Raw genomic sequence first — 15,109 nt, 5'->3', positions numbered from 1 at the left:
CCAAGGAGAGAATGTTTGCTCAACACCAGCTTTTCTGAACGTGCAAATCGCAGTCAGCATTCTTTCGTCGTCAACGAGCTTGGCAAGGAAATTGTGAGCGGCATCTATCCCAGCGGCTCGCTGCTGCCGGGCGATGCGGATCTGGTGGAGAAGTTCGACGTCTCGCGGACGGTGCTGCGCGAGGCCATGAAAACGCTGACAGCCAAGGGCATGATCGTGCCCAAGGCGCGGATCGGGACACGCATCACCGAGCGTTCCAACTGGAACCTGTTCGATGCGGACGTTCTGGTCTGGCATATCGACACCGGCGTTGATGTGACCTTCCTCAAGCACCTCACCGACATGCGGCATGCGATCGAGCCATTCGCTGCCCGGCTTGCGTCGCAGCGGGCGAGCAATGAAGAGATAGAGGTTCTCTACACACATGCCGATGAAATGAGCCAGGCCAATTCGGATGAGAGCTTTGCTCTGGCCGACCTGAAGTTTCATCTGGCGCTGCACGCAGCCTCAGGCAATCCATTCATGCTTTCGGTTGGCAATCTGATCGAGGCAGCACTGGTGACGAGCTTCAAGATGAGCTCGCCCTATGGCGAGTCTGACAGGCACGTCGCCACCGCCAACAAGCACCGGCTTATTGTCGAGGCGATTGAACGCAAGGATGCCGAAGCTGCATCTGCTGCAATGGAGCAGGTCATCAAGGAAGGCTTCGAGAGAATTTCCAAGAAGCTCCTGTGACACATGAGCCTGGCGCTGGACCTTAGGGGCCGGGGAGCTGTTTCAGGCCTGGACCCGGTCGGTGGTTACCGGCCTCGGAGATCAATCAGGGCGCCACGCCGCGTGAGGACCCTGGCGGCCAGATCAATCCCAGCCGTAATCGCCGCAACAAGCTCCCCGGACTTGAGGTAGCTTGCAAGAAAGGCTGCGTTGAAGCTGTCGCCGGCGGCTGTTGAGTCAACAACGCTCGTGATCAAGGACGGTGTGACGCGCTCAATCTCTCCGTTGTCGAGCGCAACCATCTCACGACCTCCGTTCTTGACGACAACAAGCCCGGCGCCTGCGCCGGCGTAACGTCGAGCCGTGTCCTCGGTCGTGGCGTCGCCGAAGGCCGTCGCCTCGTCCTCGAAGGAAGGAAGCAGGATATCGCTGACCGCGGCTGCGGACATGACTGCGTCTCGCATGGTTTCAGGATTGTCCCACAGGCGTGGCCGCAGGTTGGGATCAAACGCCACGGTAGCGCCGTTGGCGCGTGCTTCGGCGATTGCATCCAACAAGGTTATCCGGTCCTGAGGTGACAGGATTGCAAGCGTTATGCCCGAAAAAAAGATCACGCCGGCGGTCTCTAGCGCCGCCTTGAGTGCATCGAGGTCACTCGCGAGCTTGCGGGCGGCTGAATCAGACCGCCAGTAGGCGAAGCTCCGTTCGCCATTGTCGAGCTGGATCAGATAGAGACCCACGGTGCGATCGGGCAAAGTTTGAATGAGGTCGGTTCGTATGCCGGCTTTGCGAATGAAATCGATCATCCGTTCGGAGACTGCGTCCTGGCCTACGGCGGTCAGGTAGGCGACGTCCCAGTCCGGGCCCAGCTTATGTCTCGCATACCAGGCGGTGTTCAGTGTGTCGCCGGCAAATCCGAGGTGGTAGTCACCGGATTCTGTTGGCGCCATTTCGACCATGCACTCGCCGATCGATACAAATGACTGCTTCATGCTTCTGTCTCATCGGCAAAGTAGCGTTCGTGATCGGCCCTGATTCGGACGATCTGTTTCTTGATGCGTGATAGGTGTTCACGCATGTGGTGTACAGCCTGCACTTCGTCCCGCGCCCTGAGAGCGTCCATGATTTCGAGGTGATCGCCGAAAGCGTCTTGCGATGCAAAAGACAGCGACAGGAACCGCACCCTGTCCATATGCGCCTTGTTCTCGCGAATGATATCCCATGCAAAGCCGAGCCCGGCGCGCTCGCAGATTTCCTTGTGAAACTGGTCGTCATAGCCATGGAAACTGACGGGGTCCCTGGACTCCACGGCTTGCCGTTGCTTCTCGATGATAGCGTCCAGCGCTGCCAGATCGTCATCCGTCAGGACCTTGCAGGCCGTGCGCACGGTTTCCGCTTCAATCGCGCTGCGAACGAAACGCGCCTGCAGCACGGCTGTTGAAGAGATCTGCGACACAAGGGTTGCCCGCTGCGGCCGGATCGACAGAAAGCCAAGTTTGGAGAGACGATAGAAGGCGTCCCGAACTGGCTGGCGCGATACGCCCAGAGCCTTGGCGACCTCGACTTCCGACATTTTGGTGCCAGGCGGCAGTTCCAGAAGTAGAATCTGGCCGTGCAATTCATCGAAAACGGTGTCGGCCACCGATGGACGATTGAGCGGTTCCAGGGTCCGCAAAGGGGACGATACGGACATGCAGTCACTCCGTTGACTTGATATGCATACTAGCATATTACATTACTAGATTGATTAAAAGGCCTGTTGGGAGCGGGCCTGTGTCGGGAGGATTAGGGTGACATTATTGGTTCCTGACAGGTTGTTTCCGGTTGATCCGCAGACGCGCGGAATCGCTCGCGAACTCTATCAGACGGTTGCTGATAAGCCGATCATCAGTCCTCATGGTCATACCGACCCGTGCTGGTATGCCGAAAATCAGCCGTTCTCAGATCCGGCGCAATTGTTCATCACGCCTGATCATTACGTTTTCAGGATGCTGTTCTCGCAAGGTGTAAGCCTGGAGAGCCTCGGCGTTCCGCGTGTTGACGGTGGTGTAACCGAAACCGACGGTCGCAAGATCTGGCGGCTGTTTGCCGAGAACTATCACGTGTTCCGCGGCACCCCTTCGCGGCTTTGGTTGGATCACGCCTTTGAAGACGTGTTCGGCATGACCACGCCGGTCTCGAAAGCAACTGCGGACCAGACCTACGATCATATCGCCGATTGCCTGACCAAGCCGGAATTTCTGCCGCGGGCGCTGTTCGAACGCTTCAATATCGAGGCGATTGCCACGACTGAAAGTCCGCTTGATGATTTGCGCTGGCACCGGATGATCCGCGAGAGCGGCTGGAAGGGGCGGGTGGTCACGGCCTACCGCCCGGATGCAGTTGTTGATCCTGAGTTTGCAGGCTTTGCCGATAATGTTGAACAACTCGGCGCGCTCACCGGCGAGAATACGTCGACATGGGAAGGCTACCTGCAGAGCCACCGCATTCGCAGAGCCTATTTCAAGGAATTCGGCGCAACGTCATCCGACCATGGCCATCCGACGGCGCGGACCGAGAACCTGTCATCGGCTGACGCCGCGGCATTGTTCGCCAAAGTTCTCAAAGGTTCATGCACCGCGGACGAGGCTGATGCTTTCCGTGGACACATGCTCACTGAAATGGCGCGGATGAGCCTCGAAGACGGGCTGGTGCTGCAGATCCATCCGGGCAGCTATCGCAACCATTCCGATCCCATCATCGCGGCTTTCGGCCGCGACAAGGGCTTCGATATACCTACCCGGACCGATTATGTCCGCGCGCTCAAACCGCTTCTCGATGCGGTCGGGCTCGAGAAGGATCTCACGATCATCGTCTTCACACTGGATGAGACCAGCTACGCCCGTGAACTGGCGCCGCTGGCAGGCGCCTATCCGGCGCTCAAACTGGGGCCAGCCTGGTGGTTCTATGACAGCCCCGAAGGCATGCGGCGGTTCCGCGAGATGACGACGGAAACGGCCGGATTTTACAACACCGTGGGCTTCAATGACGACACCCGCGCGTTCTGTTCCATTCCCGCACGGCACGATGTGTCCCGGCGGGTGGATTGTAGCTTTCTTGCCACGCTGGTCGCCACCGGGCGGCTGTCTGAGGAAGATGCATTCGAGGTCGCACATGACCTCGCATATCGGCTTGCCAAGCAAGCTTACCGGCTCTGAGAGCCATTTCTGGGAGGAGAATGAACATGAAACTGATGAAATCACTGACCGGCATCCTGCTGGCCACTGCTGCCATGGTCATGACAGCAAGTGCCTGCGAAACCACACTCAAGTCATCCGACACGCATCCGGATGGCTACCCGACGGTTGAGGCTGTCAAGGCGATGGGCAAGACGCTGGAAGAGAGCACTGGCGGTCGCCTCTGCATCGAAATCTATGCTTCGGCCCAGCTGGGCGAAGAAAAGGACACGATCGAGCAGACCCAGTTCGGTGCGATTGACCTGAACCGCGTCAGTCTTGGACCCTTCAACAACATCATCGAAGAAACCCAGATCCCGTCGCTGCCCTACATCTTCCGTTCGGTCGATCACATGCACAAGGTGATGGACGGCCCGATCGGCCAGGAGATCCTCGACGCGTTTGCCGCTCACGATCTGGTTGGCCTGGCGTTCTACGATGGCGGTTCGCGCAGCTTCTACAACAAGGAAAAGCCGATCAAGTCGATGGAAGACCTGAAGGGCATGAAATTCCGCGTCATGCAGTCGGACATGTTTGTCGACATGGTCAGCGCGCTTGGCGCCAATGCCACGCCGCTGCCATACGGCGAAGTCTATTCGTCGATCCAGACCGGCGTCATCGATGGTGCAGAGAACAACTGGCCGTCCTATGACACGTCGGGCCATTTCGAAGTCGCCAAGTACTACACGCTTGATCAGCACCTGATCGTGCCGGAAGTGCTGGTGATGTCGAAGAAGAGCTGGGACAAGCTGAGCGCTGATGACCAGGCAGCGGTTCGTGCAGCAGCCAAGGCCTCCGTGCCTGTGATGCGTGACCTCTGGGTCGCACAGGAGAAGAAGTCCGAGGACAAGGTGCGCGCTGCAGGCAGCGAGATCATCACCGACATCGACAAGACCCCGTTCATCGAAGCGATGAAGCCGGTCTATGAAAAGTACGTCAAGTCCGAAAAGCTCAAGGACATGGTCGCCCGCATTCAGGCAACCGAATAGTCCATGCGTTGGCCCGCGGGGTTCTCCCCGCGGGCCGTTTTTGAATGGAGGGGTAGACGTGCAGAGCCAGATGAGACGGGTGGCGCGGGTGACGAGCGCCATGGCGCAGACAGCGCTATGGGTATCGGGAGCGGGCCTTGTCCTGATGACGGTGCTGATCGCCTGCCAGGTGTTCTGGCGCTATGTGCTCAATGACAGTATTTCGTGGACCGAACCCGGATCGGTGATGATCATGGGATGGTTCATTTTCCTCGGCGCCGCTGTCGGCATCCGCGAGGGATATCATCTCTCCTTCGATATCGTCATCCATCTGGTGCCCGACCATGTGAAGCTGTGGATGCGCTCGATCTCCGACCTTGTGGTGATCGCCTTCGGCGGCGGCATGGTTGTCTATGGCACGCAGCTGGCGATTAACGCCGCTCCCAATGTGCTCCCAAGTCTCGGCATATCCGGGGCATTTGATTTCATACCCATCGTCGCCGGCGGCGTTCTGGTCGTTCTTTTCTCGATCGAACGGATAGCGCGGCGTTTGGCGGGACTGCCGACCGCCATGTTTGGCGAAGACGCGCTGGAGGACTGACACAATGGAACTTTGGGTACTTTTCGGCTCGTTTGTCTTTCTTCTTCTGTTGGGTACGCCGGTGGCCTTCTGCCTCGGTGTGTCGAGCTTTGCCACGATCGCCTATCTGGGCCTGCCGCCAGTGGTGGTGTTCCAGCGGATGAATTCCGGCGTTTCGGTGTTCGCGCTGATGGCGATCCCGTTTTTCATCTTTGCCGGTGATCTGATGGTGCGCGGCGATATTGCCCGACGCCTGGTCGCACTGGCCGGCGCCATGGTCGGCCATCTGCGCGGCGGTCTCGGGCAGGTCAATATCTTTGCCAGCATCATGTTTGGCGGCGTCTCCGGCTCTGCCGCAGCAGACGCCAGCGCGGTCGGTGGCCTTATGGTGCCGCAGATGAAGGCGCGCGGTTATGATGTCGATTATGCGGTCAACATCACTGTGGTCGGCTCGATCATCGCGCTGATGATCCCGCCGTCGCACAACATGATCATCTATTCGATCTCGGCTGGCGGAAAAATATCTATTGCCGATCTGTTCACCGCCGGCATCATTCCCGGCCTGGTGCTGGCGCTGTCGCTGATGGTGGCGGCCTGGTTCGTGGCCACGAAGCGCGGCTACCCCACGGAACCGTTTCCGGGCGGTCGTGCCTTCTTGGGCCTCTTCGCGAACGCCGTGCCTGGCCTGATCCTTGTTGCCATCATCTTCGGTGGCGTCCGCTCGGGGATATTCACCGCATCGGAATCTTCCAACATTGCGGTCGTCTACGCGATGTTCGTGACCTTCTTCGTTTACCGCTCGCTGAGCTGGAACGATTTTGTTGCCGCCACTTTCGCCGCGGTCCGCACGACTGCGATGGTGCTGATGGTGATCGGCTGCGCCGGCGCCTTCGGCTGGCTTCTGGCCTATACCCGAGTGCCTGCATCGATGGTGATGATGCTCAAGAGTGTGTCGGACAATCCGATCGTCATCCTTCTGTTGATGAATGTTGTGCTGCTCATCCTCGGCACCTTCATGGACATGTCGCCGCTGATCGTCATCACGACGCCGATCTTCCTGCCGGTTGCCGTCGCCTTCGGCGTTGATCCAGTGCATTTCGGCGTCATTCTGATCCTCAATCTGGGCATCGGGTTGTGCACGCCGCCGGTGGGTGCGGTGCTCTTCGTGGGATGTGCGGTGGGCAAGATCCCGATCACGCAGGCGATGCGCACCATCTGGCCATTCTATGGCGCAGCTTTCGCCACGCTGATGCTGGTTACCTACATTCCGCAGCTGTCGCTGTGGCTCCCAGCCCAGTTTCACTGAGCCAGCTTACTTGAGCCCCTTCCATTGAGGATGTCATGATCAAGAAATTTCCAGAAGTTCAGGCGGATGCCGGCGTCAAGCGGCAGGTCCTGAGCGACAGCCCCGAATTGATGGTTGTCGCCTTCCGGTTTCAGACCGAAGGCGCCGAAGGCAAATTGCACAGCCATCCGCATGTGCAATCGACCTATGTCGAATCCGGTCGCTTCTCCTTTACCGTGGCGGGAGACTCCTTCGAGGTTGCGCCCGGGGACAGTTTTGTCATTCCCTCCAATGCGGCCCATGGCTGCCTATGCCTTGAACCCGGAACCCTGATCGACACGTTCACGCCGCGGCGCGATGATTTTCTGACGCCTAACCCATGAAGGGGAATTTCCCATGCTGACCGTTGAAACCCGCCACGCCATTGACCCGACGACCGCCAAAGGTCTCGACACGGCAGGGCTGCGCGCGCATTTCCATGCCAGCGGGATTTTCGCTGATGGCGAAATCAGGCTCGTCTACACGCATTATGACCGGTTCATCCTGGGTGGCGCCGTGCCGGGTGCGGGTAAGCTGACGCTCGATCATGTCAAGGAATGCGGCACCGCTTCCATTCTCGACCGGCGTGAAATGGGCATTCTCAACATCGGTGAAACCGGCACTGTTTCTGCAGGTGGGTCCGATTACACCGTCAACAAGGGTGACGTGCTCTATCTGGGTATGGGCTCGGGTCCGGTGACATTTTCCGGCAATGGCCGCTTCTACATCCTGTCCGCCCCGGCACATCGCAGCTGCCCGAGCAAGCTGATCCGCATCGAGGATGCGCGGCGGGTGGAAATGGGATCTGCGGCGACGTCGAATGAACGCGTCATCCTGCAGTTCCTGCATCCGGAAGTCGCCGAGAGCTGCCAATTGCTGATGGGTTACACCCAGTTTGCGCCCGGCTCGGTCTGGAACACCATGCCCGCTCACCTGCATGACCGTCGCATGGAAGCCTATCTCTACTTCGAGCTTGGACCGGAACAGCGCGTCTTCCACATCATGGGCCAGCCTGATGAAACCCGCCATGTCGTGATGGCCAATGAGGATGCGGTGATTTCGCCGCCCTGGTCGATCCATTGCGGGGCCGGCACCGGCGCCTACACGTTCTGCTGGGCCATGGCCGGCGACAATGTGGATTTCACCGATATGGATATGGTGGCGATGGGAGATCTGCGATGAACCCGTTTTCACTTGCCGGCAAGACAGCGCTGGTGACCGGCGCCAATACAGGTATCGGTCAGGCCATCGCACTCGCCATGGGCAGGGCAGGCGCCAGTGTTATCTGTGCCGGACGCCAATCCTGCGCCGAGACCGTGAGCCAGATAGCGGAAGCCCGCGAGATCATTCTCGATTTTTCCGATCCGATGGCCGCAGGCGATGTGTTTGCAAATGATCAGATCGACATTCTGGTCAACAATGCCGGCACCATCCGCCGCAATGCGGCCGTCGATTTCACCGAGGCGGATTGGGACGATGTGCTCGATGTCAACCTGAAGGCCGTGTTCTTCAACTGCCAGGCGTTCGGGCGCGCGGTGTTTGAACGCAAGGGGACCGGCAGCATCGTCAACGTTGCATCGCTGCTTTCGCTGCAGGGCGGGATCAGGGTCGCCTCCTACACGGCTGCCAAGCACGGCGTTGCAGGGATCACCAAGATACTTGCGAATGAGTGGGCGGCAAAGGGCATCAATGTGAATGCCATCGCGCCCGGTTATATTGTCTCCAACAACACCGCAGCGCTGATCAAGGATGAGGCCCGCAACAAGGCGATCCTTGAGCGCATCCCGGCCGGACGTTGGGGCGAGCCGGACGATATCGGTGAAACCGCAGTGTTCCTGGCTTCGCCTGCAGCAAAATATGTTCATGGCGCAATCCTCAATGTCGATGGAGGCTGGCTTGCCCGCTGACGAGCAAAGACTTGGCCGTTCCGGGAAATTGAAAACCGGGCCAGGGATCGTCCATCTTGGTCTCGGTGCCTTTTACCGTGCCTTCGGCGCGATCTATGTTGAAGACGCGGTGAGGATTTCCGGCGGCGACTGGGGGATCATCGGCGTCAGCCTGCAAAGTCCGTCGACGCGCGACAAGCTTGCACCGCAGGATTTTGTCTACACGGCCGTAACGCAGGATGCCGATGGCGGGGAAACCTTCCGCAAGGTCGAGATCGTTCAGGACGTGCTGGTCGCGCCTGAGGATCAAGAGGCGGTTCTCACCTGGCTGTCCAATCCGGCGATCCGGATCGTCACGCTGACGGTGACGGAAAAGGGCTATTGCCACGACCCTGCGACCGGCACACTGAACTTCGATCATCCCGACATTGCGCATGATCTTGAAAATGTGCTGCCGAAATCAGCACCGGGCTATCTTGTTCGCGCGCTGCAGCGGCGGCGTGACGCGGGGCAGTCTCCGTTTACTGTTCTTACCTGTGACAACCTTCCCGAGAACGGCAAGCTGGTCCGTCGCGCGGTGCTGGATCTTGCGGGCAGGTTTGACCCGGCGCTTGCCGACTGGATCGCAGCCGAGGGCCGGTTTCCCTCAACCATGGTCGACCGGATCACGCCTGCCACCAAACCCGAGGATATCGAACGGCTGGCGCAGAAGATCGGTTACCGGGATGAAGCGCCGGTGCTGTGCGAGCCATTCCGCCAATGGGTGGTGGAGGATGATTTCGTGCCCGCCTATGGCGCCGATGCGCGACCGGATCTGGCTGCCGCCGGCGCCGAGATGGTTGTCGACGTAACGCCTTATGAAAACATGAAGCTGCGAATGCTCAACGGCACGCACTCGTCGCTGGCCTATCTCGGCTATCTGGCCGGCCATGAAACCATCGCCGAAACTGTGGCGGACCCGGTTTTCGCGGGTTTTGTCAAACGGCTCTGGCGGGAAGAGATCATGCCATCCTTCGCGCCGCCCGAAGGCGTTGATCTTGAGGCCTATGCCGGCGCGCTTTTCGAGCGCTATTCCAACCCCTCGATCCGCCATCGGACCTGGCAGATCGCCATGGACGGCAGTCAGAAACTGCCGCAGCGCCTTCTCGGAACCATTGCTGACAATCTGGCGGCCGGGCGATCCTGTCCGGGGCTGATGCTCGCGGTGGCTGGCTGGATGCGTTACGTCGGCGGAGTTGACGAGAAGGGCCAGCCCGTCAAGGTCAAGGACCCATTGTCAAAACGATTGCGTGAGCTGTCGGATGCGGCGGAGACGCCGGACCAGAAGGTGGCGGCACTGTTGACGGTGCGGGAGATATTCAGTGCGCAGTTGGCAACTGAACTGGCAGCACCAGTGGCACAGGCTTACGGACATCTCAGCGCAGTTGGCGCGCGAAAAGCAGTGGGGGAACTTCGGTGAAGGAAAGCTGGCGCTGGTACGGTCCACTCGACAAGATCCTGCTTGGTGAAATCGCACAGACCGGTGCTACCGGCATCGTGACGGCTCTGCATGAGGTTCCCTATGGCGAGGTCTGGCAACGCGAGACGATTGCCAGCCGGAAGGCCGACATCGAAGCGGCCGGTTTTGACTGGGTCGTCGTGGAGAGCCTGCCCATTCACGAGCGCATCAAGCGCAATGAGGGTGACCTGTCCGGGCTGTTTGCCAATTACCGTCAGTCGATGGCCAATCTGGCCGCCGAGGGCATCTACACGATCTGCTACAATTTCATGCCGCTGCTCGATTGGACCCGGACAGACCTCGCTGCGCCTGTTGCCCGTGGCGGCAGTTGCCTGAGGTTCTCGGCGCCCAAAATGGCGGCTCTGGAGCTATTCATGCTTGGTCGTGATGCAGCGCGGAACGATTATCTGCCGGAGGTGATCACCGAGGCCGAGCGATGGTTCCAGGCGTCATCCGATGATGAGCGCGCCGTGCTGATGAATTCGGTGATGGCCGGGCTGCCAGGTGCCTATGAGCGCTATGATGCGGATGGGCTGAAAACCGCGCTCAAGCTTTATGAAGGCATCGACCGGACAGCCTTGCGGGGCCATATGCAACGGTTTCTCGAGGAAGTTGTTCCGGCTGCGGAAGAACTCGGGATGCGCTTCTGCGTACATCCCGATGATCCGCCACGCGACATCCTGGGGCTGCCGCGGATCGTCTCGGATGCGGACGACATTGGCTGGCTGCTGGAGGCGGTCGACAGTCCGGCAAACGGGCTGACGCTCTGCGCAGGATCGCTCGGCGCCAACCCGAAAAACGACGTGCCTGCGATCGCCCGCCGCTTTGCGTCCAGAATCCATTTTGCCCATTTGCGCAATGTGAAAAAGGACGCGGACGGGTCGTTCGAGGAAGCCGCTCATCTGACAGGCGATACGGATATGGTCGATCTTGTTGCAGCCCTTCTGCAGGAAGAGCAGCGCCGCCGCGATGCCGGGGACAGCGCATGGGAAATACCATTCCGCCCGGATCACGGCCACGAGCTTCTTGATGATGCGAGCCGCAACACCCATCCTGGCTATCCGCTGGTTGGCCGGATGCGTGGGCTTGCCGAATTGCGCGGTGTTATTGCCGGTCTGTCCTATGCCGGGACCGCAGCCAGCTGACTAGGCACTCTGAGTAAATCGGCACTCTTCGCTCGCGCGGGCACTTGATCCCCGGGCAGCTTTCAAGTGCGCAATTCGATCATGCTTGTTTCCTTGACGGACTCCATGACTGCAAAGGAGTGGGTCTGCATCACCGAGGGCAGTTGGCTGATGCGTTCGCCAAGCAGTTCCCGGAACTGGGTGATGTCTCGGGTTCGCACCTTCAGCATGTAGTCAAACGGCCCGGCAATCATCAGGCAGGTCTGCACTTCCGGGATAAGCCGGACGGCGCGATTGAAGTCCTCAAGCGAGCTGTCACTGGTCTTCGACAGGTTTACATGGACGATCATGACGTGGCCCATTTCGACTTCCACAGGATTTATAGTGGCACTGTAGCCGGATATGACGCCCTCCCGCTCCAGCCGTTTTACCCTTTCCGAGCAAGGTGTCTTGGTCAGATGCACGCGCTCGGCAAGATCAACGATCGATACTCGGCCATGAGCCTGCAGTTCATTGAGAATACGGCGGTCAGTAGTATTTAAATTCCTGCGCATCTGGTCTTTTTTCCTTACATTCCCTGTATTATGGCCGATTGTCTTGAATGTAGACCAATAAAAGGTCCAATGACTAGTCTTTTCGACTAAAGTTATTGAGCGGGGTTACCCGCATTGCATTTGTGTTTCGGCGTCGGGTTCGGAATTTCAATTGATTGTATCGGGTGGGCTTTCCGGGATGGGCGCGGTTTCGGCAACAATAAGAGAGGGACTTGAAATGTCAACAAAACTGGTTGTTGGCCTTGATGGCCATGGCTCAGGCGAACGCGCCGTGGCCTATGCGAAGCGACTGGCCGAGCTCATCGGGGAATGCGAGCTGATGGTCGTCTATGTGGTGGAATGGTCGCCCTATTCGTTCCAGACGGCGGAAGAAAACGCACAGCGCCACAAGCGCCGCGAAGAGGAGATCTCAACTGCGACAGAGCGGGTGGTGGACCCGGCGGTGGCCAAGCTGCATGCAGCCGGGATCAAGGCAACCGGCAAGGTGCGACATGGCGATGTTGCTTCGATTCTGATCGCTGTCGCGGAAGAAGAGAAAGCCGAGCAGATCATCGTCAGCCGTTCGTCGGAAGGTGGATTTGCCAAACGCCTGTTCGGCAGCGCCACCTCCAACCTTGTCATGCACGCGTCCGTGCCTGTCACCGTTGTCAACTGAGGGGATTATCATGATGCATTTTAGAAAAATGATGCTGTTGACGATTGCGACAACAGGAATGGCGGGCGCTGCAAATGCCCAGGAAGCCATGACGCTTGATCAGAAGGTCAATGACATTTTTGCCGCAGTTACCGGCCCGTTTGTCAATTTGATCTTTGCACCGATTCCGGGAACCGGTTTTCCCTGGATCGTCATGTGGCTGGTGATCGCCGCAACCGTGTTTACAATCTATTTCGGCCTTGTTCAGTTCAAGTTTTTCGGCCATGCCATCGCTCTGGTGAAGGGCGACTACTCGGATCCGAATGACGCTGGCGAGGTCAGCCATTTCCAGGCGCTTGCAACTGCCTTGTCCGGCACAGTCGGGCTTGGCAATATCGCGGGTGTTGCGGTCGCCGTCGGTATCGGTGGACCGGGTGCTACCTTCTGGATGATCCTCGCCGGGTTGCTCGGAATGGCCTCGAAGTTCACCGAGTGTACGCTGGGTGTGAAGTACCGCAATGAATACCCGGACGGCACGGTTTCAGGTGGTCCGATGTACTACATCTCCAAGGGCTTTTCGGAGCTCGGTCTGCCAGGTGGCAAGATCCTGGCGGTGCTGTTTTCGATCTTCTGTATTCTGGGAGCGCTCGGCGGCGGCAACATGTTCCAGGCCAATCAGGCGCATGCGCAGATCGCCGGTATCGTCGGTGATTATCCCGGCTGGATCACGGGGATCGTGTTCGCTGGTGTTGTGTTTGCGGTGATTGTCGGCGGTATCAAGTCGATCGCCAATGTGACTGAAAAGATTGTGCCGTTCATGGGCATTCTCTATGTCGGTGCGGCGCTGATCATCCTGCTGGTCAATTACGACATGATCGGCTGGGCCTTTGGTCAGATCATCGGTGGAGCGTTCACTGGTCTTGGTGTTGCCGGCGGATTTGTCGGGGCGCTGATCCAGGGGTTCAAGCGGGCAGCTTTTTCCAATGAGGCCGGTGTCGGCTCGGCGGCAATTGCGCACTCGGCTGTGAGAACCAAGGAGCCAATCACCGAAGGGTTCGTTTCCCTGCTCGAGCCGCTGATCGATACTGTCGTGATCTGCACCATGACCGCACTAGTCATTACCATCTCGCAGCAGTTGATCGTTGATCCGGTGACCGGGCTTTACGTTCTCAACGAAGCAGGCTCTTCGATCGCCACAGTCGGCGGTGTCAGCGGAGTTGCCTTGACGTCGGCAGCATTCGGGTCGGCCATCAGTTGGTTCCCCTATGTGCTGGCGATCGCGGTGATCCTGTTTGCTTTCTCCACCATGATCTCCTGGTCCTACTATGGGCTAAAGGCTTGGACCTATCTGTTCGGCGAAGGCAAGAACTCGGAGCTCACCTTCAAGATCATCTTCTGCGTGTTTATCGTCATCGGTGCGGCCGCCAGCCTTGGTCCGGTCATCGATTTCTCTGATGCGGCGATCTTTGCGATGGCTGTGGTCAACATCTTCTGCCTCTACTTCCTGATGGGTCTGGTGAAGAAAGAGCTGGTTTCCTACAGCACACGTCTTCGCGCGGGCGAAATCAAGAAGTTCAAGCACTAGACGATGTGACTGCAACAACACGAGGCGCGCGCCTGCGCGCCTCCCGATCTGGCGGCGTCAGCGCGGAAAACGCTGGCGCCGTTTGCGTTTGCGGCAAACACGGCATCAACCCCTGCCGGGATCTGATGCCAACTGCCTGCGCACGCTTTCGAGCAGTCGCCGGTGAACATGCGAATGGCGATTACGCAGATGCATCGCGCAATAAACGCCCTGGGGAATGCGCGGTGCATCCTCGACATAGTCAAAGCCTTGTGCCGCCACCATCTCGGTGGCGGACTCCTCAAGCACATAGGCCGAGCCGCCAAGCGATGAGAGCAGGCCGCAAACGGTGATGTTCTGACCGCTCGACAGCGGTGCCTCGGAAAGATCAGCCATCATCGGATTGTGCACTTTCTCGAATGCCGGCGAGAAGCGCGTGAAGATGTAGCTCGCGGCCTCAATGTCTGCGATGCGCCTGGCATTCGAGCTTATCAGCCGGTAGCCGACCTCGCCGATGAGTTCGTGGTGAAGGTCCGGCAGGTGTTTCGGCGTGAACATTATCGACAGATCGAGTTCGCCGGCCAGCAGGTCGACGCTCATCTGGTTGGAGAAATCGAGATCGATGTAGAAAGCGGCCTTGGGCAGGATGGTGCGAAAGCCCGCGACCCAATCGGCGATGTGGTTCGAGGCAAGGTCATGCTGAATGCCGATCCGCATCGACTGATCGAAATTGCCAGTGCTTTGAACAGAACGCCGGGCTTCGTTCCATTGATGCCGAAGAGCGCGGGCATGATCCAGCAGCCGGTGCCCGGCCGGCGTGGGCTGGGTGCCCGCACGGCTGCGCGTAAACAGCTTCTTGCCGAACATTGTCTCGAGCGTGTTGATACGGGCCGACACAGTCGACTGCTTCAGATTCAACCGATCCGCAGTCCGGTTGAAGCTTTTTGTCTCCATAAGATCGAGAAATGTCTCCAGCAATTCGATCTGCATGGTCCATCTCCCGTAATTTGTTGCCTTGCACCCTAATCGAGCTTGCCGATTAATAATG

Annotated in this window: 16 protein-coding genes; 12 read left to right on the top strand and 4 right to left on the bottom strand. The window is 58.7% G+C overall.

The window, feature by feature from the left end:
- The first annotated feature begins 15 nt into the window (after window positions 1-15).
- Window positions 16-735, top strand: a complete 720-nt coding sequence (locus WNZ14_RS20420; RefSeq protein ID WP_342870524.1) for a FadR/GntR family transcriptional regulator — start codon at window positions 16-18, stop codon at window positions 733-735.
- Between the two features lie 65 nt (window positions 736-800).
- Here WNZ14_RS20420 and WNZ14_RS20415 read toward each other — a convergent pair whose 3' ends face one another.
- Window positions 801-1,706, bottom strand: a complete 906-nt coding sequence (locus tag WNZ14_RS20415) for a sugar kinase (protein WP_342870523.1) — start codon at window positions 1,704-1,706, stop codon at window positions 801-803.
- A complete protein-coding gene (locus tag WNZ14_RS20410) occupies window positions 1,703-2,407 on the bottom strand; it encodes a GntR family transcriptional regulator (RefSeq protein WP_342870522.1) in 705 nt (234 codons plus the stop codon). Before WNZ14_RS20410 ends, WNZ14_RS20415 begins: the two co-directional genes overlap by 4 nt.
- 97 nt (window positions 2,408-2,504) lie before the next feature.
- Between WNZ14_RS20410 and uxaC the strand changes: the two genes are divergently transcribed.
- From uxaC to uxuA, 9 genes are all read left to right on the top strand, one after another.
- Window positions 2,505-3,911: a glucuronate isomerase gene (gene uxaC / locus WNZ14_RS20405; RefSeq protein WP_342870521.1), complete on the top strand. Its 1,407-nt coding sequence runs from the start codon at window positions 2,505-2,507 to the stop codon at window positions 3,909-3,911.
- 26 nt (window positions 3,912-3,937) lie between these two features.
- The gene (locus WNZ14_RS20400) at window positions 3,938-4,918 is read left to right on the top strand and encodes a TRAP transporter substrate-binding protein (protein WP_342870520.1); all 981 of its coding nucleotides are present in this window, start codon (window positions 3,938-3,940) and stop codon (window positions 4,916-4,918) included.
- A gap of 70 nt (window positions 4,919-4,988) precedes the next feature.
- A complete protein-coding gene (locus WNZ14_RS20395) occupies window positions 4,989-5,498 on the top strand; it encodes a TRAP transporter small permease (RefSeq protein ID WP_342870550.1) in 510 nt (169 codons plus the stop codon).
- Between the two features lie 4 nt (window positions 5,499-5,502).
- A complete protein-coding gene (locus WNZ14_RS20390) occupies window positions 5,503-6,783 on the top strand; it encodes a TRAP transporter large permease (protein ID WP_342870519.1) in 1,281 nt (426 codons plus the stop codon).
- Between the two features lie 35 nt (window positions 6,784-6,818).
- Window positions 6,819-7,145 (top strand): cupin domain-containing protein, encoded by a 327-nt coding sequence (locus WNZ14_RS20385; RefSeq protein ID WP_342870518.1) that lies wholly within the window; start codon window positions 6,819-6,821, stop codon window positions 7,143-7,145.
- Window positions 7,146-7,158: 13 nt separating this feature from the next.
- Window positions 7,159-7,983 (top strand): 5-dehydro-4-deoxy-D-glucuronate isomerase, encoded by an 825-nt coding sequence (gene kduI / locus WNZ14_RS20380; RefSeq protein ID WP_342870517.1) that lies wholly within the window; start codon window positions 7,159-7,161, stop codon window positions 7,981-7,983.
- Window positions 7,980-8,708 (top strand): 2-dehydro-3-deoxy-D-gluconate 5-dehydrogenase KduD, encoded by a 729-nt coding sequence (gene kduD / locus WNZ14_RS20375; protein ID WP_342870516.1) that lies wholly within the window; start codon window positions 7,980-7,982, stop codon window positions 8,706-8,708. The genes kduI and kduD overlap by 4 nt, the downstream gene beginning before the upstream one ends.
- Window positions 8,665-10,146: a mannitol dehydrogenase family protein gene (locus WNZ14_RS20370; RefSeq protein ID WP_342870515.1), complete on the top strand. Its 1,482-nt coding sequence runs from the start codon at window positions 8,665-8,667 to the stop codon at window positions 10,144-10,146. Before kduD ends, WNZ14_RS20370 begins: the two co-directional genes overlap by 44 nt.
- Entirely contained in the window at window positions 10,143-11,330 is a 1,188-nt protein-coding gene (gene uxuA / locus WNZ14_RS20365; protein WP_342870514.1) for a mannonate dehydratase, read from the top strand. The genes WNZ14_RS20370 and uxuA overlap by 4 nt, the downstream gene beginning before the upstream one ends.
- Window positions 11,331-11,392: 62 nt before the next feature.
- Here uxuA and WNZ14_RS20360 read toward each other — a convergent pair whose 3' ends face one another.
- A complete protein-coding gene (locus WNZ14_RS20360) occupies window positions 11,393-11,863 on the bottom strand; it encodes an Lrp/AsnC ligand binding domain-containing protein (RefSeq protein ID WP_342870513.1) in 471 nt (156 codons plus the stop codon).
- A gap of 217 nt (window positions 11,864-12,080) precedes the next feature.
- Between WNZ14_RS20360 and WNZ14_RS20355 the strand changes: the two genes are divergently transcribed.
- Together WNZ14_RS20355 and WNZ14_RS20350 are read left to right on the top strand one after the other, a co-directional pair.
- Window positions 12,081-12,518, top strand: a complete 438-nt coding sequence (locus WNZ14_RS20355) for a universal stress protein (protein WP_342870512.1) — start codon at window positions 12,081-12,083, stop codon at window positions 12,516-12,518.
- A gap of 31 nt (window positions 12,519-12,549) precedes the next feature.
- Entirely contained in the window at window positions 12,550-14,082 is a 1,533-nt protein-coding gene (locus WNZ14_RS20350) for an alanine/glycine:cation symporter family protein (RefSeq protein WP_342870549.1), read from the top strand.
- A gap of 105 nt (window positions 14,083-14,187) precedes the next feature.
- On the opposite strand, the gene WNZ14_RS20345 is transcribed toward WNZ14_RS20350, so the two are convergent.
- The gene (locus tag WNZ14_RS20345; RefSeq protein WP_342870511.1) at window positions 14,188-15,051 is read right to left on the bottom strand and encodes a LysR family transcriptional regulator; all 864 of its coding nucleotides are present in this window, start codon (window positions 15,049-15,051) and stop codon (window positions 14,188-14,190) included.
- Between the last annotated feature and the right edge of the window lie 58 nt (window positions 15,052-15,109).

Origin of the sequence: Hoeflea sp. AS60 (assembly GCF_038900115.1) — a bacterium.
In the GTDB taxonomy this organism is placed as follows: domain Bacteria; phylum Pseudomonadota; class Alphaproteobacteria; order Rhizobiales; family Rhizobiaceae; genus Hoeflea.
This window is presented reverse-complemented; position numbering and strand designations above follow the sequence as displayed.

Bases quoted from the DNA above. Each gene is read 5' to 3' on its own strand.
- WNZ14_RS20415 (WP_342870523.1), bottom strand. From the start codon at position 1,706: ATGAAGCAGTCATTTGTATCGATCGGCGAGTGCATGGTCGAAATGGCG.
- WNZ14_RS20410 (WP_342870522.1), bottom strand. From the start codon at position 2,407: ATGTCCGTATCGTCCCCTTTGCGGACCCTGGAACCGCTCAATCGTCCA.
- WNZ14_RS20400 (WP_342870520.1), top strand. From the start codon at position 3,938: ATGAAACTGATGAAATCACTGACCGGCATCCTGCTGGCCACTGCTGCC.
- WNZ14_RS20395 (WP_342870550.1), top strand. From the start codon at position 4,989: ATGAGACGGGTGGCGCGGGTGACGAGCGCCATGGCGCAGACAGCGCTA.
- WNZ14_RS20390 (WP_342870519.1), top strand. From the start codon at position 5,503: ATGGAACTTTGGGTACTTTTCGGCTCGTTTGTCTTTCTTCTTCTGTTG.
- WNZ14_RS20385 (WP_342870518.1), top strand. From the start codon at position 6,819: ATGATCAAGAAATTTCCAGAAGTTCAGGCGGATGCCGGCGTCAAGCGG.
- kduI (WP_342870517.1), top strand. From the start codon at position 7,159: ATGCTGACCGTTGAAACCCGCCACGCCATTGACCCGACGACCGCCAAA.
- kduD (WP_342870516.1), top strand. From the start codon at position 7,980: ATGAACCCGTTTTCACTTGCCGGCAAGACAGCGCTGGTGACCGGCGCC.
- WNZ14_RS20370 (WP_342870515.1), top strand. From the start codon at position 8,665: ATGGCGCAATCCTCAATGTCGATGGAGGCTGGCTTGCCCGCTGACGAG.
- WNZ14_RS20360 (WP_342870513.1), bottom strand. From the start codon at position 11,863: ATGCGCAGGAATTTAAATACTACTGACCGCCGTATTCTCAATGAACTG.
- WNZ14_RS20355 (WP_342870512.1), top strand. From the start codon at position 12,081: ATGTCAACAAAACTGGTTGTTGGCCTTGATGGCCATGGCTCAGGCGAA.
- WNZ14_RS20350 (WP_342870549.1), top strand. From the start codon at position 12,550: ATGCTGTTGACGATTGCGACAACAGGAATGGCGGGCGCTGCAAATGCC.
- WNZ14_RS20345 (WP_342870511.1), bottom strand. From the start codon at position 15,051: ATGCAGATCGAATTGCTGGAGACATTTCTCGATCTTATGGAGACAAAA.